This is a genomic window from Sphingomonas sp. CFBP 13720, from assembly GCF_014842075.1.
Classification (GTDB): Bacteria; Pseudomonadota; Alphaproteobacteria; order Sphingomonadales; family Sphingomonadaceae; genus Sphingomonas.
Genome location: NZ_JACYVA010000001.1, coordinates 937,660 through 961,345, shown reverse-complemented (window position 1 = coordinate 961,345; position 23,686 = coordinate 937,660). Strand labels below are relative to the sequence as shown.

The 23,686-nt window shown below is 67.3% G+C and carries 27 protein-coding genes, 1 tRNA gene and 1 pseudogene; 18 read left to right on the top strand and 11 right to left on the bottom strand.

What is annotated here, in order from left to right:
- The first annotated feature begins 94 nt into the window (after positions 1-94).
- The 10 genes from IFT55_RS04670 to grxD all read left to right on the top strand — a co-directional run bounded on the left by IFT55_RS04670 (position 95) and on the right by grxD (position 7,770).
- A complete protein-coding gene (locus tag IFT55_RS04670) occupies positions 95-802 on the top strand; it encodes a CoA transferase subunit A (protein ID WP_192089450.1) in 708 nt (235 codons plus the stop codon).
- A gap of 8 nt (positions 803-810) precedes the next feature.
- A complete protein-coding gene (locus IFT55_RS04665; protein ID WP_192089448.1) occupies positions 811-1,716 on the top strand; it encodes a 5'-nucleotidase, lipoprotein e(P4) family in 906 nt (301 codons plus the stop codon).
- Between the two features lie 5 nt (positions 1,717-1,721).
- Positions 1,722-2,363: a 3-oxoacid CoA-transferase subunit B gene (locus IFT55_RS04660; protein WP_192089446.1), complete on the top strand. Its 642-nt coding sequence runs from the start codon at positions 1,722-1,724 to the stop codon at positions 2,361-2,363.
- Positions 2,364-2,482: 119 nt separating this feature from the next.
- Positions 2,483-3,712, top strand: coding sequence for a glycoside hydrolase family 5 protein (locus tag IFT55_RS04655; protein ID WP_197976280.1), 1,230 nt, complete (start codon positions 2,483-2,485; stop codon positions 3,710-3,712).
- Between the two features lie 74 nt (positions 3,713-3,786).
- Positions 3,787-5,232, top strand: coding sequence for a 3-isopropylmalate dehydratase large subunit (leuC, locus tag IFT55_RS04650; protein ID WP_192089444.1), 1,446 nt, complete (start codon positions 3,787-3,789; stop codon positions 5,230-5,232).
- A 112-nt stretch (positions 5,233-5,344) separates the two neighbouring features.
- Complete coding sequence (locus IFT55_RS04645) at positions 5,345-6,187, top strand: N-acyl homoserine lactonase family protein (protein WP_446740704.1); 843 nt, start codon at positions 5,345-5,347, stop codon at positions 6,185-6,187.
- Positions 6,187-6,780, top strand: a complete 594-nt coding sequence (gene leuD, locus IFT55_RS04640; RefSeq protein ID WP_192089442.1) for a 3-isopropylmalate dehydratase small subunit — start codon at positions 6,187-6,189, stop codon at positions 6,778-6,780. The genes IFT55_RS04645 and leuD overlap by 1 nt, the downstream gene beginning before the upstream one ends.
- Before the next feature lie 64 nt (positions 6,781-6,844).
- The gene (locus tag IFT55_RS04635; RefSeq protein WP_192089441.1) at positions 6,845-7,168 is read left to right on the top strand and encodes a DUF1476 domain-containing protein; all 324 of its coding nucleotides are present in this window, start codon (positions 6,845-6,847) and stop codon (positions 7,166-7,168) included.
- 3 nt (positions 7,169-7,171) lie between these two features.
- On the top strand, positions 7,172-7,417 hold the full coding sequence (locus tag IFT55_RS04630; protein WP_192089440.1) for a BolA/IbaG family iron-sulfur metabolism protein: 246 nt from the start codon (positions 7,172-7,174) through the stop codon (positions 7,415-7,417).
- 29 nt (positions 7,418-7,446) lie between these two features.
- Complete coding sequence (gene grxD / locus IFT55_RS04625) at positions 7,447-7,770, top strand: Grx4 family monothiol glutaredoxin (protein ID WP_192089439.1); 324 nt, start codon at positions 7,447-7,449, stop codon at positions 7,768-7,770.
- Positions 7,771-8,257: 487 nt separating this feature from the next.
- Here the strand turns inward: grxD and IFT55_RS04620 are convergent, their stop codons facing one another.
- The 7 genes from IFT55_RS04620 to IFT55_RS04590 are packed head-to-tail and all read right to left on the bottom strand — an operon-like array spanning position 8,258 to position 12,699.
- Positions 8,258-8,935, bottom strand: a complete 678-nt coding sequence (locus IFT55_RS04620) for an ATP12 family chaperone protein (protein WP_192089437.1) — start codon at positions 8,933-8,935, stop codon at positions 8,258-8,260.
- The gene (locus IFT55_RS04615) at positions 8,932-9,141 is read right to left on the bottom strand and encodes a hypothetical protein (protein WP_192089435.1); all 210 of its coding nucleotides are present in this window, start codon (positions 9,139-9,141) and stop codon (positions 8,932-8,934) included. The genes IFT55_RS04620 and IFT55_RS04615 overlap by 4 nt, the downstream gene beginning before the upstream one ends.
- Positions 9,138-9,797 carry an HAD-IA family hydrolase gene (locus tag IFT55_RS04610; RefSeq protein WP_192089433.1) on the bottom strand — a complete coding sequence of 220 codons (660 nt, stop codon included), beginning with the start codon at positions 9,795-9,797 and terminating at the stop codon, positions 9,138-9,140. Before IFT55_RS04610 ends, IFT55_RS04615 begins: the two co-directional genes overlap by 4 nt.
- Positions 9,794-10,408 carry an FMN-binding negative transcriptional regulator gene (locus IFT55_RS04605; protein WP_192089431.1) on the bottom strand — a complete coding sequence of 205 codons (615 nt, stop codon included), beginning with the start codon at positions 10,406-10,408 and terminating at the stop codon, positions 9,794-9,796. Before IFT55_RS04605 ends, IFT55_RS04610 begins: the two co-directional genes overlap by 4 nt.
- Positions 10,408-11,502 (bottom strand): RluA family pseudouridine synthase, encoded by a 1,095-nt coding sequence (locus IFT55_RS04600; protein WP_192089430.1) that lies wholly within the window; start codon positions 11,500-11,502, stop codon positions 10,408-10,410. The genes IFT55_RS04605 and IFT55_RS04600 overlap by 1 nt, the downstream gene beginning before the upstream one ends.
- On the bottom strand, positions 11,499-11,873 hold the full coding sequence (gene crcB / locus IFT55_RS04595) for a fluoride efflux transporter CrcB (protein ID WP_192089429.1): 375 nt from the start codon (positions 11,871-11,873) through the stop codon (positions 11,499-11,501). The genes IFT55_RS04600 and crcB overlap by 4 nt, the downstream gene beginning before the upstream one ends.
- 13 nt (positions 11,874-11,886) lie before the next feature.
- Positions 11,887-12,699: a LytTR family DNA-binding domain-containing protein gene (locus tag IFT55_RS04590; protein WP_249403556.1), complete on the bottom strand. Its 813-nt coding sequence runs from the start codon at positions 12,697-12,699 to the stop codon at positions 11,887-11,889.
- A 170-nt stretch (positions 12,700-12,869) separates the two neighbouring features.
- Between IFT55_RS04590 and IFT55_RS04585 the strand changes: the two genes are divergently transcribed.
- From IFT55_RS04585 to IFT55_RS04560, 6 genes are all read left to right on the top strand, one after another.
- The gene (locus tag IFT55_RS04585) at positions 12,870-13,394 is read left to right on the top strand and encodes a DUF2306 domain-containing protein (protein ID WP_192089427.1); all 525 of its coding nucleotides are present in this window, start codon (positions 12,870-12,872) and stop codon (positions 13,392-13,394) included.
- 57 nt (positions 13,395-13,451) lie between these two features.
- On the top strand, positions 13,452-13,805 hold the full coding sequence (locus tag IFT55_RS04580; protein ID WP_249403555.1) for a hypothetical protein: 354 nt from the start codon (positions 13,452-13,454) through the stop codon (positions 13,803-13,805).
- A 262-nt stretch (positions 13,806-14,067) separates the two neighbouring features.
- A complete protein-coding gene (dapB, locus tag IFT55_RS04575; RefSeq protein ID WP_192089426.1) occupies positions 14,068-14,796 on the top strand; it encodes a 4-hydroxy-tetrahydrodipicolinate reductase in 729 nt (242 codons plus the stop codon).
- Complete coding sequence (gene nth / locus IFT55_RS04570; protein ID WP_192089425.1) at positions 14,793-15,455, top strand: endonuclease III; 663 nt, start codon at positions 14,793-14,795, stop codon at positions 15,453-15,455. Before dapB ends, nth begins: the two co-directional genes overlap by 4 nt.
- Before the next feature lie 55 nt (positions 15,456-15,510).
- Positions 15,511-15,587 (top strand) — tRNA-Arg (locus tag IFT55_RS04565).
- 476 nt (positions 15,588-16,063) lie between these two features.
- Positions 16,064-16,837 carry a phosphatase PAP2 family protein gene (locus IFT55_RS04560; protein WP_192089424.1) on the top strand — a complete coding sequence of 258 codons (774 nt, stop codon included), beginning with the start codon at positions 16,064-16,066 and terminating at the stop codon, positions 16,835-16,837.
- A 288-nt stretch (positions 16,838-17,125) separates the two neighbouring features.
- On the opposite strand, the gene rnc is transcribed toward IFT55_RS04560, so the two are convergent.
- The 3 genes and pseudogenes from rnc to IFT55_RS04545 all read right to left on the bottom strand — a co-directional run bounded on the left by rnc (position 17,126) and on the right by IFT55_RS04545 (position 19,075).
- Positions 17,126-17,854, bottom strand: a complete 729-nt coding sequence (gene rnc, locus IFT55_RS04555) for a ribonuclease III (protein ID WP_249403554.1) — start codon at positions 17,852-17,854, stop codon at positions 17,126-17,128.
- Positions 17,791-18,624 carry a signal peptidase I gene (gene lepB, locus IFT55_RS04550; protein ID WP_192089423.1) on the bottom strand — a complete coding sequence of 278 codons (834 nt, stop codon included), beginning with the start codon at positions 18,622-18,624 and terminating at the stop codon, positions 17,791-17,793. The genes rnc and lepB overlap by 64 nt, the downstream gene beginning before the upstream one ends.
- A 100-nt stretch (positions 18,625-18,724) precedes the next feature.
- A pseudogene (locus tag IFT55_RS04545) lies at positions 18,725-19,075 on the bottom strand (GIY-YIG nuclease family protein).
- Between the two features lie 181 nt (positions 19,076-19,256).
- Here IFT55_RS04545 and pgi point away from each other — a divergent pair.
- Together pgi and gorA are read left to right on the top strand one after the other, a co-directional pair.
- Entirely contained in the window at positions 19,257-20,747 is a 1,491-nt protein-coding gene (gene pgi, locus IFT55_RS04540; protein WP_192089736.1) for a glucose-6-phosphate isomerase, read from the top strand.
- Positions 20,744-22,093, top strand: a complete 1,350-nt coding sequence (gene gorA, locus IFT55_RS04535) for a glutathione-disulfide reductase (RefSeq protein ID WP_192089421.1) — start codon at positions 20,744-20,746, stop codon at positions 22,091-22,093. Before pgi ends, gorA begins: the two co-directional genes overlap by 4 nt.
- A gap of 281 nt (positions 22,094-22,374) precedes the next feature.
- On the opposite strand, the gene IFT55_RS04530 is transcribed toward gorA, so the two are convergent.
- Positions 22,375-23,640 (bottom strand): dicarboxylate/amino acid:cation symporter, encoded by a 1,266-nt coding sequence (locus IFT55_RS04530; protein WP_192089420.1) that lies wholly within the window; start codon positions 23,638-23,640, stop codon positions 22,375-22,377.
- Positions 23,641-23,686: the final 46 nt, after the last annotated feature.

Below are 23,686 nucleotides of genomic sequence, written 5' to 3'. Positions count from 1 at the left end.
ATCCGGCAACGCCGGACGACACCAGAGGCGCGAACCGCCGATTGACCACGGGTCGCCGACCCGCGTAATCGCCGTGCGAGCAGGGAGAGATGCGATGAAGAAGCTGTACCCGGATGCCGCCGCCGCGCTGGAGGGGCTGCTGCACGACGATATGACGATCTGTGCCGGCGGGTTCGGACTGTGCGGCATTCCCGAACGGCTGATCGACGCGATCGAGGCGTCGGGCGTGCGCGGGCTGACCATCGCGTCGAACAATGCCGGGATCGACGGGCAGGGGCTGGGCAAGCTGCTGCGGTCGCGTCAGGTGAAGAAGATGATCTCAAGCTATGTCGGCGAGAACAAGGAGTTCGAGCGCCAATATCTGTCGGGCGAGCTTGAGGTCGAATTCTGTCCGCAGGGTACGCTGGCCGAACGCTGCCGCGCAGGCGGCGCGGGCATCCCCGGCTTCTATACCAAGACCGGCGTCGGCACGCTGGTGGCCGATGGCAAGGAAGTGAAGTCGTTCGACGGCGAGGACTATATCCTCGAACGCGGCATCCGCGCCGACGTGTCGATCATCAAGGGGTGGAAGGCGGACGAGGCGGGAAACCTGATCTTTCGCAAGACCGCGCGCAACTTCAACCAGCCGATGGCGACGGCGGGCCGCATCTGCGTCGCCGAGGTCGAGGAAGTGGTGCCGGTGGGCAGCATCGACCCCGATCACGTCCATCTGCCCGGCATTTATGTGAAACGGATGATCGTCGGCAGCCCGTACGACAAGAAGATCGAGTTCCGCACGGTCCGCGAACGGGCGTCAGCATGAATTGGGGCATGAACCGGGGTCTGATCCGCGTCGCGCTGGCAGGCGGCGCGGCCTTCGCCCTGTCGGGTTGCGTGGTGGCGGTCGGCAATACGCAGGCGCCGACGGCGGCTCCGGCGACCGTCGGCGGCGTGCCGACGGGGATGCAGTATCTGTACGGGTCGGGCGAGGCGGCGGCGGCGAGCCGGCAGGCCTATGCCGGGCTGGTCCGCTATACGAAACAATATCTGCGCGACCGTACGACGTTGCGGCGGATGCCGTTGCAGGCGGTGCTGACGCCCGGCGCGACGCTGGCGTCGCCGGGGCAGTTGCCCTGCACGGGACAGCCGGCGGTGGTGCTGGACGTGGACGAAACCGCGCTGCTGAACACCGGATATGAATATTCCGACGCGCGCGGCAACCTGACCTATGACAGCGCGCGCTGGGAACGGTGGGAACAGTCGGACGGACGCGCCACCCGGGCGGTGCCCGGCGCCCGCGAGGCGCTGAACGAACTGCGCGCGGCGGGCGTGAAGATCGTGTTCAACAGCAACCGGTCGTCCACCAACGCGCTGTATACCCAGCGGACGCTGGAAGCGGCGGGGTTGGGGCCGGCGGTGCATGGCGACACGCTGTTCCTAAAAGGCGATGCGCCGGGCGGATCGGCGAAGGATGCGCGCCGTGCGATCATCGCATCGCGCCATTGCGTCGTCGCGCTGGTCGGCGATCAGCTGGGCGACTTTACCGACCTGTTCAATGCTGGCCTGACCCCCGCCCAACGCCGCGCCGCCGCCGATTCGGATGCGTTCGCGACGATGTGGGGCAATGGCTGGTTCGTATTGCCGAACCCCGTTTACGGCACCGCGCTGGCCGGTGGCTTCGACGAGGTGTTTCCCAACGACCTGCGCTGGAGCGATCCCGGCGCGCGCAAGGAGTAATCGCGATGGCATGGACCCGCGACGAGATGGCGGCACGCGCCGCGCGCGAATTGAAGGACGGTTTCTACGTCAATCTGGGCATCGGCATACCCACGCTGGTGGCGAACCATATTCCGGCGGGCGTCGAGGTGACGTTGCAGTCGGAAAACGGGATGCTGGGCATCGGGCCGTTCCCCTATGACGATCAGGTCGATCCCGACCTGATCAACGCCGGCAAGCAGACGATCAGCGAGCTGCCGCAATCGGCCTATTTCTCGTCCGCCGACAGTTTCGCGATGATCCGCGGCGGGCATATCGACCTGACCGTATTGGGGGCGATGGAGGTCGCGGAGAACGGCGACATCGCCAACTGGATGATCCCCGGCAAGATGATCAAGGGGATGGGCGGGGCGATGGATCTGGTCGCGGGGGTGAAGAAGATCATCGTCGTGATGGAGCATGTGTCCAAGAACGGCGACGCGAAGTTCATTCCCGAATGCACGCTGCCGATCACCGGCAAGAACGTGGTCGACATGATCGTCACCGATCTGGCGGTGTTCGCACGTCCCGACCACGACAGTGCATTCCGGCTGATCGAATGTGCACCCGGCGTCGACGCGGCGGAAGTCGCGGCGAAGACGACGGCGCGGTACGAAACGGCGGGCTGACCCGGCGCTGGCGGTGCGGTGTCCGGCGACGGGCATTGCGCCGTACCGCGTCCTCCTGCATCGAGCGGCGCGAGACAGACGGATGCGGGCATCGACCCGGCATCCCGTGGGAGAGTGACATGCGGAAGATGACAGCGGTGTCGGGTTCGTGGCGCGCGGTGATGGCGGTCGCACTGACCGGGTGCGGGGCGGGCGGCAGCGGGGCGGTCGCCGGTCCGGCACCGACGCCGGTTCCGACACCCACGCCGACGCCGACCGCCACCGCATCGCCCGCCGCCGATACCGCCATGACCTTTGCCGTGACGATAGCGCCGGGATGGAATCTGGGCAATTCGCTGGAAGCGATCGGCAGCGCCGCCAAACCGACCGCGACGTCGCAGGAGACGGCATGGGGCAATGCGCGGGTGACGCAGGCGATGCTGACCGCGGTGGCCGCCGCCGGATTCAGGAGCGTGCGGATTCCGATCGCATGGAATCAATATGCCGCCGCCGACGACACGATCGGTGCGGCATGGATGGCGCGGGTCGTCGAAGTCGTCGGCTATGCCCGCAATGCCGGGCTGAAAGTCGTCATCAACGTGCATTGGGACGGCGGCTGGCAACAGCCGACCTATGCCGCGCAGGCGATGGCCAATGCGCGGCTGGCCAAATTCTGGACGCAGATCGCGACGACGTTCCGCGATCAGGACGACACGCTGCTGTTCGCGGGCACCAACGAAGTGATGGTGACCGACGTCTATAGCGCGCCGACACCGGAAAACTGCGCGGTCCAGAACGGGTTCAACCAGAAATTCGTCGATACCGTCCGTGCGACCGGGGGCCGCAACGCCACCCGGTTCCTCGTGGTGCAGGCGTACAACACGAATATCGACCATGCCGTGTCGTGCAACGCGACCATGCCGCGCGATCCGGCGACGGGCCGGATGATGATGGAGGTCCATTATTACGACCCCTACGACTTCGCGCTGAATGAAAAGAGCGACATCTGGCAATGGGGCGCTACCGCGACCGATCCGGCGCGGACACAGGCATGGGCCAACGAAGCCTATACCGACGCGCAGTTCCAGAAGATGAAGGTCGCGTTCGTCGACAAGGGCGTGCCGGTGCTGCTGGGCGAATATTCGGCGATCGCGAAGACCGAATACGACCCGGCCGGGACGTATCGCACGCGATGGGACCGCTATATTACGGCATCGGCAGTGAAACATGGCATGGTCCCGATGTATTGGGACAACGGCGTCACCGCCAATCACGGGTCGGGGCTGTTCGATCGCGCGACCGCGACCCGCGCCCATTCCGGCGTGATCGACGCGATCGTCGCGGGCGCAAAAGAGGGCGCGCAACGCTGATCGGCTGCCCGTCCGCCGCGACCGATCGTGTCTCGGCGGCTTGTCTTCGCGCAAGAAAGGGCTAGATCGCGACGATGACCACCCGCCCGCAAACGTTATACGAGAAAATCTGGGCCGACCATGTCGTCGAACGTCGCGACGACGGCACCTGCCTGATCTATATCGACCGCCATCTGGTTCACGAAGTCACCAGTCCGCAGGCTTTCGCCGGGCTGCGTGCCGCCGGGCGCGGGGTGCGTCGCCCCGATCTGACGCTGGCGGTGCCTGACCATAATCTGCCCACCACGGCGCGGCGCGACGCGGCGGGCAACCGGTTGCCGATCGCCGATCCGGCCAGCGCGCAACAGCTGGCCGCGCTGGAAAAGAACGCACCGGACTTCGGCATCCGCTATATCGATGCGACGGCGGCGCAGCAGGGCATCGTCCATGTCGTGGGGCCGGAGCAGGGCTTTACGCTGCCGGGGACGACGCTGGTGTGCGGCGACAGCCATACCAGCGCCCATGGTGCCCTGGGCGCGCTGGCGTTCGGAATCGGCACCAGCGAGGTCGAGCATGTGCTGGCGACGCAGACGCTGCTGCTGCAACAGTCGAAGACGATGGAGATCCGCGTCGACGGAACGCTTGGCTATGGCGTGTCGGCCAAGGACGTGGTGCTGGCGATCATCGGTCGCATCGGCGCGGCGGGCGGCACCGGATATGTCGTCGAATATACCGGCGAGGTGATTCGCGGCCTGTCGGTCGAAGGACGCCTGACGGTCAGCAACATGTCGATCGAGGGCGGCGCACGCGCCGGGCTGATCGCGCCCGACGACACGACCTTCGCCTATCTGAAAGGGCGGCCGATGGCGCCGTCGGGCGACGACTGGGCGCGGGCGGTCGACTATTGGCGGACGCTGCCGACCGATGCGCAGGCGACGTACGACCGGGTGGTGAAGCTGGACGCGACCGATATCGCGCCGTCGCTGACATGGGGCACCAGCCCGGAAGACGTGGTGTCGATCACCGGCGTGGTGCCGTCGCCCGACAGCTTCGCCGATCCGTCGAAGCGGGTCGCGGCACAGAAGTCGCTCGATTACATGGGGTTGACCCCCGGCACGCGGATGCAGGACGTGCCCGTGAGCTATATCTTCATCGGCAGCTGCACCAACAGCCGGATCGAGGATCTGCGCGCCGCCGCCGCCGTGGTGAAGGGCCGCCGGATCGCGGGCGGGGTCAAGCAGGCGCTGGTCGTGCCCGGATCGGGGCTGGTCAAATTGCAGGCCGAGTCCGAAGGGCTGGACCGCATCTTCACCGAAGCCGGGTTCGAATGGCGCGAACCGGGCTGTTCGATGTGCCTCGCCATGAACCCGGACAAGGTGCCGCCGGGCGAACGCTGTGCTTCCACCAGCAACCGCAATTTCGTAGGGCGGCAGGGACCGGGTGCGCGTACCCACCTGCTGTCGCCTGCCATGGCGGCGGCGGCGGCGGTGACGGGGCGGCTGGCCGATGTGCGCGAACTGGTGACGGAGCAGGACCGATGAAACGGGTATTGATGATGCTGATCGCCGGTGCGGTGCTGAGCGGCGTGGCGGCGGCCTATGCGTCGAGCGTCAAGCCGTTGAAGCCACGCGCGACGATGGACCGGGCCGCATGATGTCGTTGCGGATTGCCGCCATCGCCGCGCTGGCGCTGGCGGCGCCCGTCGCGGCGCAGACCGCCCCGGCCCCCGGCCCGGCGGATGTCGAGCTGTGGCGGCTGGATTGCGGCGGGGTGCAGGTCAACGATCTCAACGCCTTTTCCGACACGCTGGCCTATACCGGGCGGACGAAGCGGCTGGTCGCGAGCTGCTATCTGATCCGGCACGGCGGCGATTACATGCTGTGGGATGCCGGACTGCCCGAAGCGACGATTGGCGCGCCGGTCAGCAAGACCGATGCGATGTCGCCGGTGCTGACCACGACGATCAAGCGGCAGTTGGCGCAGATCGGCGTTGCCCCCGAAAAGATCGGGCGCATCGGCATCAGCCATTATCATTTCGACCACACCGGACAGGCAACAGGCTTTCCGGGCGCTACGCTGCTGATCGGCAAGGGGGATTTCGACGCGCTGAAGGCCGGTAAACCGGGCACCAGCACCGAACCGTTGCGGCCATGGTTCGGCGGCGCGGGGAAGAGCGAGCCGGTCGAAGGCGACAAGGACGTGTTCGGCGACGGCAGCGTGACGATGCTGACCATGCCCGGCCATACGCCGGGACACCATGCGTTGCTGGTGCGGCTGAAAGGTCGTGGGCCGGTGCTGCTGTCGGGTGACACCGCGCATTTCCGCGAGAATTACGACAGCAACGGCGTGCCCCCGTTCAACGTCGATCGTGCGCAGTCGCTGGCGTCGCTCGCGCGGTTCAAGGCGTTGGCGGGCAATGCGAAGGCGACCGTGATCCTGCAACACGAGGCCGCCGACGTCGCGAAGCTGCCGGCATTCCCGGCATCGGCGCGCTGATGGAACCCGTCGTCCATGTCGAAGGACGCGCCTATCCTTGGGGCGCCAAGAATATCGATACCGATATCATCATCCCGGCGCACTGGCTGAAGACCACGACGCGCGAAGGGCTGGGCAAGGGCGCGTTCGAAAGCGTGCGCGCGGAACCCGGCAATATCTTCGACGATCCGCGCTATGCCGGCAGCCCGGTGCTGATCGCAGGCGAGAATTTCGGATGCGGGTCGAGCCGCGAACATGCCGCATGGGCGCTGGGCGACATGGGCGTGAAGGCGGTGATCGCGCCGAGTTTCTCCGACATCTTTTCGGGCAACGCGATCAAGAACGGCATCGTCACCGTCGTGCTGCCGCAGGCGGCGGTCGACCGGCTGGTCGAGGTGGCGCGCGATCATCCGGTGACGATCGATCTGGAAACGATGACGGTCACCACGCCGTTTCAGGACCGGTTCGCGTTCGAACTGGACCCGTTCCGCCGCCGGTGCCTGATGGAAGGGCTGGACGAAATCGGCATGACGCTGGCGCAGGACGCCGCGATCGGGACGTATGAATCGGGCGTGGCGGCGGCACGGCCGTGGCTGAACGCGGCGCGCGGCTGACGCGGCACCGTTGCAGGGGCAGGCGGGGGTGCCTATCTCTGCCGATGAGCAGGAAGGGGACTCTATGACGACGTTCGACGACCGGGAGCGAGCATTCGAGGCGAAATTCGCGCTCGATGGGGAAATGGCGTTCCGCATCGTGGCGCGCCGCAACAAGTTGCTGGGCCACTGGGCGGCGGAGCGCATGCGCCTGACCCCGGCGGAAACCGACTCCTATGCCACCGCCGTCGTGCAGGCCGAGTTCGAGGAGCATGGCGACGAGGACGTGATCCGCAAGCTGGTGTCCGACCTGACGGCCGCCAACGTGACGTTCGACGAAGCGGAGGTTCGCGTCGCGATGAAGGATGCCGGGGTCGAGGCACGTCGTCAGTTGCTGGAAAGCATGTAACCCATGCCGATGGCCGCAACCGAAATCGAAGCGTTGATCGTCGCCGCCATTCCCGATGCGACGGTCGAGATCACCGACCTGGCCGGGGACGGGGACCATTATGCGGCACGGGTCGTGTCGGAAAGTTTTCGGGGCAAGCCGCGCATCGCGCAGCAACGCGCGGTCTATGCCGCGTTGGGCGACCGGATGGGTGGCGTGCTCCACGCACTGCAACTGACCACCGGAGTGCCGGTGGCGGGAAACGGATGACCGGCATGGCCGGGCAAGAGGACGATATGATGACCGACGATAGCAATGCCCGCATCGACGCGGTGGTGAAGAACAATGCGGTGGTGCTGTTCATGAAGGGCAGCCCGCTGTTCCCGCAGTGCGGCTTTTCCAGCCGGGCGGTGGCGATCCTGAACCACCTGAACACCGAATTCGAAAGCGTCGACGTGTTGCAGGATCAAGGCATCCGACAGGGCATCAAGGCCTATTCGGACTGGCCGACCATTCCGCAGCTCTATGTCGGCGGCGAGTTCGTCGGCGGATCGGACATCATGATGGAAATGTACGAGAGCGGCGAGTTGGCCGAGTTGCTGGGCAAGCCCGCAGCCGCCTGATCGTTCACTATTCTGACGAACCGGAAGCCCGGCGGTGCGACAGCGCCGTCGGGCTTTTGCATGGTGGCGGCGGTGGAAACGCCGGGTGGGCGGACCGATCGAAACCGGTCCGCCCGTTGAAGCGCGAACGCATCGGAGTACGTGGTAACAGGATGCAGGGCATGTGCCAATGTGCCGGATCGGCGGTTTCGCTGCCGGACGATGGTTAACGGTATCGGCGCCGTCCGCGCAGTGTAAGTTTTTCCGACAGGTTGATGGCATGATGCGTTCAGGAATCGCCGTTTGCGCTGGGCAGCGACTGAGCGAAGCAGAAGGATGATCGAGTCGCGTCGTCCCGCGTACGATCCTGACCCATACGGCGCATGAGTCATCCGGTGAGTATCGAAGCGTCGTGGCGGTCCTTCGATACGCCATTTCGACAAGCTCGATGGCACTCAGGATAAGCGGTCAAGCCTTACAGCATCACGCTTGTCTTAGGCTAACGGTTCTATCGAAGGGTCAGGAAGCGGATGGCGGCGCGATAGTCTGCCTCGCGTGCCTGGCGCGTCTCGATCGCCAGTTCGTCCTCGCCCCATTGTTCGATCTGCCAGTCCTCGTCGACATGCGCCGCCGTCCACGCCGTGTCGGCATCGATCGCGCGTTCGACCAGTGCCAGACCGAGGATCAGTGATCCGGTAATACCGACGATCGGCGACAATGGGGCGAAATCCCAAGGCGATAGCGCCATCACTGCCTCGCGCAGCCGGGCGAGCGTACGCGGCGGCTGTTCGACCGGCATGACCCCGGAGGTCAGGACGAAGTCGGTATCGTAGCGCGTGCGTGCCCAGTCGAGAACGGGGTCCCAGCGGGTCGCCTGCAACGCTGCCAGCGGGTCGCTGTCGGCGCGGTAGCAGAGCAGATCGCTGCCGCCATAGACCGCCAGTCCGGCGGCGAAAGCGGCGGGATCGGCGGCGACCCGTTCGATCGCGGCATTGGCGAGGCCGGTGAGCGGCATCGTCCGCGGGTCGATCGTATCGCCGACCGCGCGCCATTCGTCGGCGATCGCGTCGGCCAGCGGCGCGAACGGAACGACCAGCGGCAGGCGTCCTGGCGTCCGCACCGGGCGACCGTCCAGCGCGATGCCGCCGTCCGCCGTCACCGCGACATCGGTCCAAAAACGCTTCATCGACTGCGCCAGCGATGCGCCAGCGATCGTGGCACGACCGCCATGACATAGAGAGCGGACAGGATGATCGCCGCGCCCAGAACGCGCATCGGCGTCGCGGTGGCGCGTGCCATCAGCACCAGACCGAACACCGCGCCGAACGCGGTGACGATGCGGATCGCGACGAGCGCGAACCAGCGCAGGCGGACGGTGTCGTCAGGGGTCATGGCAGGTCCAGCAGGGCGGGAAGGTCGGCGGCATCGTCGCACAGCGCATCGGCCCCGGCGGCGGCTAGTTCGGCGGGCGGATGATAGCCCCATGCCACCCCGATCGCGCGCACCCCGGCGGCGGTCGCCATCACCATGTCGAAACTGGTGTCGCCGATCATCACCGTCGCCTGCGCCTCCGCGCCGGCCTCCGCCATCGCCGCATGCAGCATCGCCGGGTGCGGTTTGGACGGGTGGCGGTCGGCGGTCTGGAGCGTGACGAAATGACGGGCGATGTCGTGATGCGCCAGCAGCAGCGCGAGGCCGCGATCGGACTTGCCGGTGGCGACGCCGAGCCGCCAGCCGCGATCCAGCAATGCCGTCAACGTGTCGGCGATACCGGGAAACAGCGGTTCGTCGACCAGCCCGCCATTGGTGCGCATCGCGCGGAAGTGACGTTTGTAACCATCCGCGACCGCATCGTGCAGCGCGAGGTCGCTGTCCGGCACCAGCCGCGCCACCGCCTGCGGCAGGCTCAGCCCGACGATCCGGCGCACCGCGCGCGGATCGGGCGCGGGCAGGGCGGCGTCGGCGAATGCCAGCGCCATCGCCTGACAGATATTCGCCTGCCCATCGGCCAGCGTCCCGTCGCAATCGAACACGGCAAGCCGGATCATGCCGGCGGCCGCGACGGTTGCGCCGGGGCGGGGGGCGTGGCGCCGATGCCGGATCGTAGGAGCGGATGATCGCCCAACGCCGCCGCGACACGCTCGCGGATCGCCGGCGACTTGTTCTGGCCCAGTTTCGCGGTGCCGCGCCACGCGGTGGGCACCAGTTCGAAGCCGACGATGGCGTCGAACATCGCTTCCGCCTTGATGGGGTCCATCGCGTCGACCGACCATTGCGGTTCGGGTTCATAGGCCAGTGCCAGCGAGTCGATCTGTTCGCGCAAGGCGGCGCGATCGATCGGGTGGACGATACCTTCCACCTCGACCGCGACGTAATTCCACGTCGGCACCTGATCCGGCCCGTCGGCATACCATTGCGGGCTGATATAGGCGTGCGGCCCTTGCACGACGAACAGCGCGGTCGCACCCACCAGATGCGCGGTCAGCGCATTTGCGCGCGCGATGTGAAAGCGCAGACCCCCGTACGCGCTGGCCACTACCGGGACATGCGCGACGCGCGGGCCGTCGGGCGTGGTGGCGAACAGCGCGCCGAACCCCTCGGCCGCCACGAATGCCCGCGCCTGCGCCTCGTCCCAGCGAAAGGCCGGGTCGGGATGCATCAGTCGCGGCTCCCGCGCGACCGCCGTTCGCCACGGCGTTCCTTGCGCACCGACTTGGCATGCGCCTTCGCCTTGGCCTTCAGGTCGGCACGGGTGACCGGCGGCGGGCCGTCCTCGATCATCGCATTGCCCAGCGACAGGTCAAAGCCCATCAGCTTGATGCTTTCGGCGAAATGCGGCGGCAGGTCGGCGGTGACGTCGATCTTGCCGCCGTCGGGATGATCGATCTGGATACGGCGGGCGTGCAGGTGCATCTTGCGGCTAACCCCGCCGGTCAGGAACGCGGCCTGTCCGCCATATTTGCCGTCGCCGACGATCGGATGGCCGATCGCCGCCATGTGCACGCGCAACTGGTGCGTGCGGCCGGTAAAGGGTTGCAGTTCGACCCACGCCGCGCGGTTGCCGGCGCGTTCGATCACGCGGTAGCGCGAGCGGGCGGGCTGACCCTCTTCCTCGTCCACATGCATCTTTTCGCCGCCGGTGCCCGGTTGCTTGGCCAGCGGCAGGTCGACCATGCCGTCGGTGATGTCGGGCACGCCGACGACCAGCGCCCAGTACACTTTCTTCGCGGTACGCCCCGAAAAGGACTTCGCGAAGAATGCCGCCGCACGCGACGTGCGCGCGATCAGCAGCGCGCCCGACGTGTCCTTGTCGAGCCGGTGGACCAGCTTGGGCCGGCTTTCGCCGTCGAATTGCAGCGCGTCGAGCAGCCCGTCGACATGGTCGTGCGTCTTGGTCCCGCCCTGCGTCGCAAGGCCGGGCGGCTTGTTCAGCACGATCGCCTGCGCATCGCGGTGGATCACCATTTCCTGCGCCAGTTCGATCTGGTCTGGGGACAGCGGCACGCGTTCGGCCTTTGGCTTGGGGGCCGCGACCACCGCCGATTCGGGCGGCGGCACACGCAGCGTCTGACCGGCGGCCAGGCGGTCGCCGGGCTGGACCCGCGCGCCATCGACCCGCAACTGGCCGGTGCGCGCCCAGCGCGACACGACGTTGAAGCTGGCGTCGGGCAGATGGCGTTTGAACCAGCGGTCGAGGCGGATGCCGTCGTCGTCGGGGCCGACGGTGAACTGGCGGACGTCGTTGTCGCTCATGCCGTGCCCCGTGTCAGTTGAAGGCCGATCGCCAGCGCGGCGAACGCGCCGGCGATCGACACTGCGACATAGCCGAGCGCCGCGACCATCTGGCCGCGTTCGATCAGCGTCACCGTATCGAGCGAGAATGCCGAGAAGGTGGTAAAGCCGCCCAGTACCCCGACGCCGAGCAGCAGGCGCGTCGCCTCACCCCCGCCACCGCGCGCGAGGACACCGGCCAGCAGTCCCATCGCCAGCCCCCCGATCAGGTTGACGCCCAGCGTCCCCCATGGAAATCCGGGGCCGAACACGGTCAGTGCCGCACGGCCGAACAGGTGGCGCAGGCCGGAGCCGATAGCGCCGCCGGCCATTACTAGAAAAAGATGCTTCATGATCGCCCCGCCGTTACCCGATCGCGGCGCGTTTAGGAACCGTCGCGTTGCGTTGCAGCCATCCGGCGTCGTGCAGCGGTTCCGCCTGTCCCCGCGCGACCGGTGCCGTGATGCCGTTGGACAGGGAAAGGCGCAGGTTGCGACCGTCGCGCAGCACCCCCGTCACATGATCCCGCGCGACCCACCAGCTGCGATGCACCAGCCGTCCGTCGATCCCCTCCAGCTCCGCCACGGCGTCGCGCATCCGCATCAGGATCAGCGTCGATCCGGCGGCGGTATGCGCGCGTACATAGTGATCCTCCATCGCCAGCGCGACCAGATCGCGGCCCAGATGCAGCGGCAGCCGGTCGAGGAACGGCGCGGGGGCGACGGGTGCGGTGTCGGTGGACGGAGTGTCTGCGGGAATATCGTCGTCGGGCGAACCGCGGACGGGGCCACCACGTCGGAACCAGAAGACGGTGGTGACCGCCGACCCGAGGACGAGGATATTGCCATAGGCAGCCAGCGCATCCGCCATGTCGGGCAATGCGATCGGCCGGAACACGGCCTCCGCCGCCCAGACGATCACGGTCAGCGGCACGGTCGCGACCAGGCAGGCACCGGCCCATAGCGCGATACGCGGCAGGTTGAGCCGATCGGCCAGTCGCGACGCGGCGACCGTCGCGGGCATGTAGCAGGCATAGCCCGCGACCACGACGCCGACCCAGAACACCATTCGTCGCGCGAACGGTGCGGCGAAGCTGCCGAACGGGCCGAGCACCGCCAACAGCATGCCGATCCCGCACAGGATCGCCACGTCGATCAACAGGCAGCGGGCATTCGGCATCGGTGGCATCGTCTCCATCGCGGGGCGCGCAACCCGAATAGCGTGCCCGTTGACGCTTCGTGAAGGGGCGTTCGCGCCAAATCGCGCACGCTGCGGCACGATCCGCGCAGCGATGCTTGCCGGGTCGTGGCGGTGCGGCAAGCACAAGGCGACCGACCACCGGGGAGCCGATGATGACTGCGCCAGCCAATGCCACCGCCACTGCCAACGATCTCACCCCGCCGCTGCGCATCGCGATGATCGGCAGCGCCGTCGTACTGGGCCTGTTGAGCCTGCTCGCCTTGTCGCGGGCGGCGATCGGGGTGGCCCCTACCGCGCCGGGCGTGGGCGAAATCGCCGTGACGCTGCATCTGGTGAGCGTCCTGCCCGCGATCCCGTTGGGCATCTATGTCCTGCTGACCCGCAAGGGCGGGGGCCGGCACCGGATATTGGGGCGGATCTGGATGGCGCTGATGGGGTCGACCGCGATCACCGCGCTGTTCATCCGGCAGATCAACCATGGCGGCTTTTCGTGGATCCATATCTTCGTGCCCGCGACGCTGATCATGGCGTGGAAGGCGATCGAATCGGCACGGGCAGGGCGGATCGCGCAGCATCGTCGCCGATTGGCCAGCATGTTCTTGGGCGCAATGGTCATTCCCGGGCTGTTCGCCTTCGCACCGGGGCGGGTGATGGCGATATGGGCTTTTGGATGAACGCCTACCCCTTGCCGGAAAAACTGCCATTCGCTATATTATGTTGCGATGCACAATATGACCGCCCCCGCCCAAGATGGTGCTGCCGCCGCCGCTGAAGAAGCGCGGGCGACGATCAGCGACATCATCCGTTTCGCGTTGATGCAGCGGATCTGCCTGTCGGTACGCTACAACAACATGGACATGGTGCTGGCACCGCACATGTTGTGGACCCGGCACGGCGACCTGCACGTCGATGCGGTGACGGTCGAACGCGCGGGCAGCGCGCCGAAGGTTTTCAAGATCGGCACGTTCAAGCTGGCGGGTCTGGGCAATGTCGCACTGACGTCACGTACCTTCGTGCCGCAGCCCGACTTCAACCCTTCCGACCCGAAATATGCCGAAGCGCCGATCGGATCGGTCGCGCGATAGCACAGGCGGGGGTGGCGAACCGCCCCGGCCCGGTGCTTTTCCCATTTCCGCCGGTCGCCGATCGTGACCGCCGCTGCGTCCGGGACCGTCCGTGCGGCGCGTGGCGTTCGGGCGTCGGCCGGAGCGACCGGGGCGTGCCGGACGACGGAGTGCGTACCGCCGCGCCGACCCCGCCGCAATCGCTTGCACCTTGCCCGGCTTGCGGCCATGGAACCGCGACGCCCGGGTCGACGGACGGTCCGGGCATAGCGGGCGAGAAGCAGTGACCAGCATCGGCATCTTCGGACGGCAGGGGCGCATGGGCCGCGCGATCGAACAGGAAATCGACCGGATCGGCGGTGCCTGCGCGGGCGGCACCGATCAGGGCGGGGACGCGCTGGCGCTGGCCGAACGCGCCGACGTTCTGGTCGACTTTTCGTCGCCGCTGGCGCTGGAAGGCAACGTCGCCGCCGCGCGGGCGGCGCGTACGCCGATCGTGATCGGCACCACCGGTCTGGACGAAACGCATCAGGGGATCATCGACGCGGCGGCGGCGGAGATTGCGGTGTTGCAGACGGGCAATACCTCGCTCGGCATCGCGCTGCTCGGCCGGCTGGTGCGCGACGCGGCGGCGCGGCTGGGCGCGGACTGGGATATCGAGATCGTCGAGACGCATCACCGGCTGAAGGTCGATGCCCCGTCGGGCACCGCGTTGATGCTGGGCGATGCGGCGGCGCGTGGGCTTGGCACCACGCTCGAGGAAAGCGGCGTGATCGGCCGCGCCGGGCTGGTCGGCGCGCGGGCGGGGGGCACGATCGGCTTCGCCTCGCTGCGCGGCGGCAGCGTGATCGGCGATCATCAGGTCGTGTTCGCGGGCGAGGGCGAGCGGATCGAACTGGGCCACCGCGCCGACGATCGCGCGCTGTTCGCGCGCGGTGCGGTACGCGCGGCGCTGTGGCTGGCGATGGCGGCACCGGGCCGGTATACGATGGATGCGGTGCTCGACGCTTGAAGCGGGCCGACGTCTTCGATTTCTTTCGACGGCTGGCGGAGGATAATCCGCATCCCGAAACCGAACTCGAATCGGTCAACGATTATACGCTGCTGGTCGCGGTGGTGCTGTCGGCACAGGCGACCGATGCCGGCGTGAACAAGGCGACGCGCTCGCTGTTCGCGCAGGTCGATACGCCCGAAAAGATGGTCGCGCTGGGGCTGGACGCGCTCAAACAGCATATCCGCACGATCGGGCTGTTCAACACCAAGGCGAAGAACGTGATCGCGCTCAGCGAGGCGCTGGTCGCGAATCACGGCGGCGCGGTGCCGCCGGACCGTGCCGCGCTCGAAGCGTTGCCGGGGGTCGGGCGCAAGACCGCCAACGTCGTGATGAACGTCGCGTTCGGCGCGGAGACCTTTGCGGTCGACACGCATATCTTCCGCGTCGGCAACCGCACCGGCCTTGCGCGCGGCAAGACCCCGAATGCGGTGGAGGCGGTGCTGGAACGCGTGGTGCCCGCACCGTTCCGGCTGCACGCGCATCACTGGTTGATCCTGCACGGCCGCTATGTCTGCAAGGCGCGGCGACCCGAATGCTGGCGCTGTCCCGTCGCCGATCTGTGCGCATTCCGCCCGAAAACCCCGGCTCCGCCCGCGAAGATCGCAACGGACGCGTGAATCGGCTGGCGTCGCGCAAAAACCTTTGCTAGGCGCACGGCCTGAACGGCAACAGGCACCCGTAGCTCAGCTGGATAGAGCGCTGCCCTCCGAAGGCAGAGGCCACTGGTTCGAATCCAGTCGGGTGCACCAGTTCACAATGATTTCGCTACATTTTGCAGGTTTCTTCGGGTTCGGGTCCTGTCCGGGCAACGTTGCGATTGCCGTGGTCCGTCCATGCCGCATGCCTGGTTTCGTTGTACGACCGGGCAATCTCATTGCGACCGTCCTGACGACCGTCCAGCAGGCGAGGCGCGTAGCGCGGTGTGCGGACCGGATGCCAGACGGTCGACGCCCGCCTGTGCCAGCTATGGCGGTATGTCCGCGACGGGACCAGCGACCGTCCGGCGCGCGCCGATGCCAGCCGACGCTGTCATTGGGTGCATCATCGATATCCCTTACGCGTTGTAGGCGATCAGGGATCAGGCTGCCGTCCGGCGCCCGCGCGTCGCGACGGTAGCGTTCGAATTTTGCGTGCTGGTCCGTTAGGGCGTTTGTTGACGTTGTCCGCGCATCGATCGGTTCTGACGACGGAAACCGGCCGCAGCGCATTTGGCGGGTGGGAAACGATGACGATGGACGATGCTGCTCCCCTGATCGAATCCCGTGCTGCGCGGCGTTTTCCGTGGAGCGTCGCATGGATCGCCATGGCGTTGGCGGCGGTCATGGTGCTGCTGTTTCTTGCGTCGCGAGTGGTGGGCGGCGATGCGTTCGCGTTCGATGCACGTATCCTGTTGATGCTGCGTCAGGCCGACGATGTCGCGGTGCCCGTCGGGTCGGCGCGGCTGGCGTCCGCCGTGCGCGACGTGACGGCGTTGGGCAGCACGACGGTGCTGACGCTGATCGTCGTGATCGCCGCGCTGTTGCTGACGGCAAGCGGCCGGTGGCGCACAGGGGCGCTGGTCGCTGCGGCGACCGCGCTGGGCGGATGGACCAACACCGTCATCAAGGACGTCGTGTCGCGCGCGCGCCCCGATCTGGTGCCGCATCTGATGGACGAAACGTCGCGCAGCTTTCCCAGCGGGCATGCCGCCAATTCGGCCATCGTGTATCTGACACTGGCGACGCTGGTGCTGCCGATGGTGCGGGGGCGGGCGGTTCGCGGTACGATCGTCGGCGCGGCGACGCTGCTGGTCGCGGCGATCGGGGCGAGCCGGGTGTATATGGGCGTCCACTGGCCGAGCGACGTGCTGGCGGGGTGGCTGTTCGGGACGCTGTGGGCGCTGGGGAGCTGGCAGGTCGAGTTGCGGATGCTGCGACCGCGATCGGCTTTTGCGTCTCGATCGAAGGGGCGGTCGGGGCGGGATGATCCGGCGGACGCGTCAGGTCGTACCGTTCAGTGATGTCCCGAATCCGTTCTGCGGCTATCTGAACGGTTCTGGACCACGGCATTTGGTGGTTCCAGTGGCGCGCCCATCAGCCCGCCCGGTGCAACCTTGCCCGGCCCATGGGACCGACAGCCCGCATGACGGGACGGCAAGATACGCCGGAGCGGTTTGCGACCCGCCTGCACCAGCTTCATCAAACGTCCTGCGACCGCACACACGGCAGGGTGTTTTCGGCGCGGCGCAGCGTGGGTTCCGCCGCCTAGCAGCGGATTGAAAATCCGCGCCGCACCGATCTCGCAGGCGCTAGCCGCCGAGTTGCGCCAGCAGCGCCAATGCCGCCGCCGTTTCGGCTTCCTGCTTCGACGTGCCGGTCGCTTCCGCGCTGGCGAGCCGGCCGATCGTCGCGCGCACCGTGAAGCGGGGGGCGTGGCCGGGACCGGATTTGTCGACGATGCTGTATTCGGGCGGGCGGCGGTTGTTGGCGGCGGCCCATTCCTGCAACGCGGATTTGGGGTGGCGCGGCACCCGCACCTGCGCGTCGATCCGCGTACCCCACAGCCGGCGGACAAGGTCGCGCGCGGCGTCGTGGCCGTGATCGAGATAGAAGGCACCGATCAGCGCCTCCATCACGTCGCCCAGCACATTGTCGCTGTCGCCCGCGCCGTCGTCGCGCGCCTGTTTGCCGAGCCTGAGATGCGGTACCACGCCGATCGCGCGCGCGACGTCGGCGCATACCGCGCCGGTCACCAGCGCGTTGAACCGTTTCGACAGCGCGCCTTCGCTTTCGGCCGGGAAGCGCTCGTACAGCCATTCGGCCATCGCCAGCCCGAGCACCCGGTCCCCGAGAAATTCGAGCCGTTCGTAGGTCGCGTGCGCCGTGCTGCCATGCGTCAGCGCGCGGGCATAATCGTCGGGGCGGATCGGCGCGCGGCCCAGCGCGTCCGCGACCCAGCGGGCGATCGCGTCGTTCAGAAGCCTTCCCCAATCCGGCTCCACCGCGCGGCGCTGAACCATGTCCACGGCAGCAGCCATTGCGCCGATCCGTCGGTCGACCAGAAGGTGACGACCGCCTTGCCCTCGATATTCTCCAAGGGCACGATGCCGATCCCGCCGCCTTCGCGCGCGGGGAAACGGCTGTCGGCGCTGTCGTCGCGATTGTCGCCCATCAGGAACGCATGGCCTGCCGGCACGGTGAACACCCCGGTATCGTCGGCCTCGGTCGGGCCTAGGTCGAGGACGTTGTACGATTTACCGTTCGGCAGCGTCTCGCGGAACTGCGGATAGCGGCAGACGACGGCTCCCGCGACCGTATCCTGAAATTCGTACGCACAGCCGCTGTTGGGTGACACCGGTACGATCAGGTCGGGCACGCGCTGCTTCGCGATCGCGGTGCCGTTCAGGAACAATTGTCCGGCGCGCATCTGGATATTGTCGCCGGGGATGCCGATTACGCGCTTGATATAATCCTGTCGCGCGGCCGGCGGCGCTTTGAACACCACCACATCGCCGCGCGCCGGGGTGCGGGGCAGGATGCGGCCGGGGATCAGCGGCATGCTCCACGGCAGCGAGTGCCGGGAATAGCCGTAATTCCATTTGGTGATGAACAGATAGTCGCCGATCAGCAGCCGCGGCTGCATCGACCCCGACGGGATCGAGAAGGGCGAGAACAGGAACGACCGGATCACGAACACCGCGATCGCCAGCTTCAGCAGGAAGACCAGCAGATCCGCCGCCTCCGACCGTTTCGGCTTGGCGGGCGTTGCGGCGGGCGCGGCAGTCGCGGGGACGGGATCGGGAACCATGGTTTTGCATTGCTTGGCGCAGGCCGGGGCGTCAAGCGGGATGGGGGAAGTAGCGCCCGGACGCCCGCCCTTCGATCCTGACCGACCGCCCGCCGTGCCGTCACCCCGGACCTGTTCCGGGGTCCACCGCGCCACGTAGCATTGGCGGAAGTGGCGGAAGGCCGAAGCCGACCGCAAGGTCGTTCCACGCGGGGTTCGTCCGTTCGATCAGGTTGCGCTTCCAGTCCCTGCGCTACCGTTTCAGCTGCTTTTCGCGCAGGATGGCGGCTTCCATCGTTTCGAACAATTCCCAGTAGACGAGCCGCTTTATCTGTTGTCGTGCGGTGAATCCGCCCAATGTTTCGGCGCGGTGCTGTGCCACGCGGCGGAGCAGATCGGCGGTCACACCGACATAGAGTGTGCCGTTATAGGCGGTCGACAGAATATAGACGCAGGGCTGGCGGTCGATCATCGACGACGGTATCTGCCCGAACCGTGGACCCCGGAACAGGTCCGGGGTGACGAACGACGGGGCTGCTGCACCCGTCGGTCCGACACTGCGTTCGTCCACCCCGCATCGCCACTGGACCTGCCCCCGTCATCCGCCCTAGGGCAGACCCGAGATTCCAGACGAAACGAGGCACGATATGGCGATGCAGGACTGGTCCGCGATCGAGGGGCTGGAGCGTACGACGCTCACCGAATTGTTCGCGAACGATCCCGACCGGCTGGGCAAGCTGACGCTCGACGTGGGCGGCATTCATTTCGACTGGGCCAAGACGCATCTGGACGATGCCGCGATCACGGCGTTCACCGGGCTGTGCACGACGATGGAACTGGCCGCGAAGCGCGAGGCGCTGTTCGACGGCGCGGCAATCAACACGACCGAGGGCCGCGCCGCGACGCATACCGCCGAGCGCGGCGTCGGCAATGAGGACGATGTCGCCCGCGCGCGCGGGTTCCAGGCGCGGATGCGCGCGGTGATCGACGCGATCGAGGCGGATGCGTTCGGCCCGGTGCGGCACATCCTGCACGTCGGCATCGGCGGGTCCGCGCTCGGCCCCGACCTGATCTTCGACGCGCTGGGCCGTGACGAGGACCGGTACGACGTCGCGATCGTGTCGAACGTCGACGGCGTAGCGATGGAGGAAGCAGTGAAGCGCTTCGATCCGCAGGCGACGCTGCTGGTCGTCGCATCGAAGACCTTCACGACGACCGAAACGATGCTGAACGCCGCGTCGGCGATGGCGTGGATGGCGGAGGGCGGGGTCGAAGATCCCTATGGCCGCGTGATCGCGCTGACCGCCGCGCCCGACAAGGCGGTGGAATGGGGCGTGGACGAAACGCGCGTGCTGCCGTTCAGCGATTCGGTCGGTGGGCGCTATTCGCTATGGTCGTCGATCGGATTTCCCTTCGCGCTGGCGCTGGGCTTCGATGCCTATGCCGAACTGCTCGAAGGCGCGGCGATCATGGACCGCCATTTCCGCGACGCGGAGCCGGCCGCCAATGCGCCGGTGCTGGCCGCGTTCGCCGACCTGTATTATTCGCAGGTCGTCGGGTGCGAGACACGCGCGACCTTCGCCTATGACGAACGGCTGCGGCTGCTGCCGTCGTACCTGCAACAGCTTGAGATGGAATCGAACGGCAAGTCGGTGACGGCGGCGGGCGAACCGCTGTCGCGCAACTCGGCCCCGATCACCTGGGGCGGTGTCGGCACCGACGCGCAGCACGCGGTGTTCCAGCTGCTGCATCAGGGCACGCGCATCGTGCCGCTGGAATTCGTCGCCGTGATCGAAGCGGGCGATACGCTCGACCCCGGTCATCATCGTCAGCTGCTGCTGAACGCCTTCGCACAGGGCGCTGCCTTGATGGCGGGCAAGGCGAATGCCGATCCGGCGCGTGCCTATGCCGGCGACCGGCCGTCGTCGACGCTGTTGCTGAACGATCTGGACGCCCGGACGCTGGGCGCGCTGATCGCGTTCTACGAACAGCGGACGTTCGTGAACGCGGTGCTGATCGGCATCAACCCGTTCGACCAGTTCGGCGTCGAGCTGGGCAAGGAAATGGCGAAGGCAGCCGATGCGGGCGGTCAGACGTTCGATGCGTCGACCAACGATCTTCTGACACGGGCAGGGCTTGCATGAGCGATTACGACTACGACCTTTTCGTCATCGGTGCCGGATCGGGCGGCACGCGCGCGGCGCGGGTATCGGCCGCCTATGGCGCCAAAGTCGCGGTGGCGGAGGAATATCGCGTCGGCGGCACCTGCGTCATCCGCGGCTGCGTGCCCAAGAAGCTGTTGGTCTATGGCGCGCATTTCGCCGAGGATCTGCGCGATGCGGCGGCGTTCGGATGGGACGTGCCGCCGCAATGCGATTTCAGCTGGGTCCGGCTACGCGACAATGTGCTGGCGGAGGTCGACCGGATCAACGCGGCGTATACCAGCACGCTGACCAACCACGGCGTCGAGATCATCGGCGAACGCGCGGTCGTGACCGGCCCGCATTCGGTGCGGCTGGCATCGGGACGCGAGGTGACCGCCGAACGCATCCTGATCGCGGTCGGGGCGACGCCGGCGGTGCCGTCCTGCTCGGGTGCGGAGCATGGCATCACGTCGAACGAGGTGTTCCACATCGACGCGATCCCGAAGCGCGTGCTGATCGCAGGCGCGGGCTATATCGCCAACGAATTCGCCGGGGTGTTCCACCAGTTCGGCGCGCACGTCACGCTCATCAATCGCACCGACGTGATCCTGCGCGGCTATGACGAATCGATCCGCGACCGGCTGCTCCAGATTTCGATGACCAAGGGGATCGAGTTCCGCTTCCATGCAGAGTTCGAGGGGATCGAGAAGGGCGACGACGGCTGCCTGACCGTCAAGATGTCGAACCACGAACCGCTGACGGTCGACATGGTGCTGTTCGCCACCGGCCGCGTGCCCAACACCGCCGGACTGGGCCTCGACAGCGCAGGCGTCACGCTCGACGCCAAGGGCGCGGTACAGGTCAACGATCAGGCGCAGTCGTCCTGTCCGTCGATCTATGCCGTCGGCGACGTCACCAACCGCGTGCAGCTTACCCCGGTCGCGATCCGCGAGGGACAGGCGTTCGCCGACCGGACCTATGGCGGGAAGGACGTGATGCTGGATTACGAGAATATTCCGGCGGCGGTGTTCAGCCATCCGCCGATGGCGGGCGTCGGCATGACCGAGGGCGAGGCCAAGGGCAAGCTGGGGTCGGTCAAGGTGTATTTGTCCGACTTCCGCCCGATGAAGAACGTGCTGGCCGGGCGCAACGAACGCGCGCTGTACAAGATGATCTGCGACGACGTGACGGGGCGGATCGTCGGGCTGCACATGATCGGGCCGGACGCGCCGGAGATCTTGCAGGCGGCGGCGATCGCGGTGAAGGCCGGGCTGACCAAGGACCAGTTCGACCAGACCGTCGCGCTGCACCCGACGATGGCCGAGGAACTGGTGCTGATGAAGTAGGGGCCGACCCGACGATCACTACGTCATCCCGGCGAAGGCCGGGATCTCCCGGTAACAGGGCGGCACGTCAGCCGCGGGAGACCCCGGCCTTCGCCGGGGTGACGCGTGGGGCTTGATGAATTTGAGTACACCCGTTCGTGCAGAGTAGCGACTGAGCGAAGTCGAAGGCGCGTATCGAAGCACCGGTAGCTGTCCTTCGATGCACCTTCCCGGCGAGCGCAACAGCACTCACGATGAAGGGTCATCGCTTGAACCGTCACCGTCTGCGCCGGCGGCGAAGATCACTGCTCCGCCAGAATAGCGTCCGCCTCGCCCATCGCATCCCCGCCGACCCGTTCGCCGACGGTCGCGGTCACCGCGACGTTCATCGTGACGTTGCCCAGCGTACGGACGATGTCGGGCAGCGTCTCGACCGCGACCAGCAGCGCCAGCGGTTCGATCGGCACGCCCATCGCCACCGCGATCGGCGCGATCGAGGATACGAAACTGATCTGGCCGGGCAGGCTGGCCGCGCCCATGGTGGTGATCGCGCCCGCCGCGATCCCCGCCGCGATCTGCCCCGCGCCAAGCTGCATGCCGAAGACATGCGCGACATACAGCGCCACGCCGATGTTCATCGCTGGGCCGGTCGCGCGGAACAGCGCCACCGCCATCGGCAGCGCGACGCCCGACGTGGCGACCGGCACGCCCAGATCGGCCGACCCCTTCAGCATCGCGGGCAGCGACGCCAGCGACGACTGGGTCGAGATCGCGACCGCCTGTGCCGGGGCGGTGGCCTTCAGGAACCGCCCGATCGGCACGCGCCCGCCGAAGCGTGCCAGTGGATAGGCGAGCAGCCAGATCACCAGCCCGACCGCCATCAGCACCAGCACGTAATGGATCAGCGCGCCCAGCGCCGCCGTGCCCGCGCGCGCGCCGACGACATAGCCCAGCGCGAACACGCCGATCGGCCCCAGCCACAATACCCATCCGATGACGATCAGCATCGTGTCCGCGATCGCCTGGAACAGGCGGACGAGGAAGGATCGCGGATCGGCGGGCAGGCGGGTGAGGGCGAAGGCAAAGACCAGCGTGAACAGGATCAGCGGCAGGAACTGGTCGTTGGCCGCCGCCGATACCGGGTTGGTCGGGACGATCGCGACGAGGAAGTCGGTGAACGGCGGCACCTTGTCGACCGGCGCGGCGGTGCCGAACGTGGCGCGCAGCGCCTGTGCGGCGGTGTCGCCGAGCGGGAACAGGTCGAGCAGCGACAGCGTGACCAGCGCGCCAATCGCCGACGACGTCCACAGGATGACGATGAACAGCAACAGCGACCGTGTGGCGATGCGCCCGGCGCGGGCCGCCTCCGCCGTCTGCGCCACGCCGGTGACCAGCAGCGCCACGACCAGCGGCACGATCGTCATCCGCAGCCCGTTGAGCCATGCGGTGCCGACCGGTTCGGCGACGGCGATCCCCGAAACCGCCGCGTCCGGTGCCTGCGCCGCCAACGCGATTCCCAGCGCCAGCCCCGCGCCCAGCCCGATCAAAATCCGTGTCGCCTGCGACATGCTCGCCCTTTTAACAAAGTGGCGGTATCAGCGTCGCCACGCAAAG

Bases quoted from the DNA above. Each gene is read 5' to 3' on its own strand.
- IFT55_RS04670 (WP_192089450.1), top strand. From the start codon at position 95: ATGAAGAAGCTGTACCCGGATGCCGCCGCCGCGCTGGAGGGGCTGCTG.
- IFT55_RS04665 (WP_192089448.1), top strand. From the start codon at position 811: ATGAACCGGGGTCTGATCCGCGTCGCGCTGGCAGGCGGCGCGGCCTTC.
- IFT55_RS04660 (WP_192089446.1), top strand. From the start codon at position 1,722: ATGGCATGGACCCGCGACGAGATGGCGGCACGCGCCGCGCGCGAATTG.
- IFT55_RS04655 (WP_197976280.1), top strand. From the start codon at position 2,483: ATGCGGAAGATGACAGCGGTGTCGGGTTCGTGGCGCGCGGTGATGGCG.
- leuC (WP_192089444.1), top strand. From the start codon at position 3,787: ATGACCACCCGCCCGCAAACGTTATACGAGAAAATCTGGGCCGACCAT.
- IFT55_RS04645 (WP_446740704.1), top strand. From the start codon at position 5,345: ATGTCGTTGCGGATTGCCGCCATCGCCGCGCTGGCGCTGGCGGCGCCC.
- leuD (WP_192089442.1), top strand. From the start codon at position 6,187: ATGGAACCCGTCGTCCATGTCGAAGGACGCGCCTATCCTTGGGGCGCC.
- IFT55_RS04635 (WP_192089441.1), top strand. From the start codon at position 6,845: ATGACGACGTTCGACGACCGGGAGCGAGCATTCGAGGCGAAATTCGCG.
- IFT55_RS04630 (WP_192089440.1), top strand. From the start codon at position 7,172: ATGCCGATGGCCGCAACCGAAATCGAAGCGTTGATCGTCGCCGCCATT.
- grxD (WP_192089439.1), top strand. From the start codon at position 7,447: ATGACCGACGATAGCAATGCCCGCATCGACGCGGTGGTGAAGAACAAT.
- IFT55_RS04620 (WP_192089437.1), bottom strand. From the start codon at position 8,935: ATGAAGCGTTTTTGGACCGATGTCGCGGTGACGGCGGACGGCGGCATC.
- IFT55_RS04615 (WP_192089435.1), bottom strand. From the start codon at position 9,141: ATGACCCCTGACGACACCGTCCGCCTGCGCTGGTTCGCGCTCGTCGCG.
- IFT55_RS04610 (WP_192089433.1), bottom strand. From the start codon at position 9,797: ATGATCCGGCTTGCCGTGTTCGATTGCGACGGGACGCTGGCCGATGGG.
- IFT55_RS04605 (WP_192089431.1), bottom strand. From the start codon at position 10,408: ATGCATCCCGACCCGGCCTTTCGCTGGGACGAGGCGCAGGCGCGGGCA.
- IFT55_RS04600 (WP_192089430.1), bottom strand. From the start codon at position 11,502: ATGAGCGACAACGACGTCCGCCAGTTCACCGTCGGCCCCGACGACGAC.
- crcB (WP_192089429.1), bottom strand. From the start codon at position 11,873: ATGAAGCATCTTTTTCTAGTAATGGCCGGCGGCGCTATCGGCTCCGGC.
- IFT55_RS04590 (WP_249403556.1), bottom strand. From the start codon at position 12,699: ATGCCGAATGCCCGCTGCCTGTTGATCGACGTGGCGATCCTGTGCGGG.
- IFT55_RS04585 (WP_192089427.1), top strand. From the start codon at position 12,870: ATGATGACTGCGCCAGCCAATGCCACCGCCACTGCCAACGATCTCACC.
- IFT55_RS04580 (WP_249403555.1), top strand. From the start codon at position 13,452: ATGACCGCCCCCGCCCAAGATGGTGCTGCCGCCGCCGCTGAAGAAGCG.
- IFT55_RS04560 (WP_192089424.1), top strand. From the start codon at position 16,064: ATGACGATGGACGATGCTGCTCCCCTGATCGAATCCCGTGCTGCGCGG.
- rnc (WP_249403554.1), bottom strand. From the start codon at position 17,854: ATGGCTGCTGCCGTGGACATGGTTCAGCGCCGCGCGGTGGAGCCGGAT.
- lepB (WP_192089423.1), bottom strand. From the start codon at position 18,624: ATGGTTCCCGATCCCGTCCCCGCGACTGCCGCGCCCGCCGCAACGCCC.
- pgi (WP_192089736.1), top strand. From the start codon at position 19,257: ATGCAGGACTGGTCCGCGATCGAGGGGCTGGAGCGTACGACGCTCACC.
- gorA (WP_192089421.1), top strand. From the start codon at position 20,744: ATGAGCGATTACGACTACGACCTTTTCGTCATCGGTGCCGGATCGGGC.
- IFT55_RS04530 (WP_192089420.1), bottom strand. From the start codon at position 23,640: ATGTCGCAGGCGACACGGATTTTGATCGGGCTGGGCGCGGGGCTGGCG.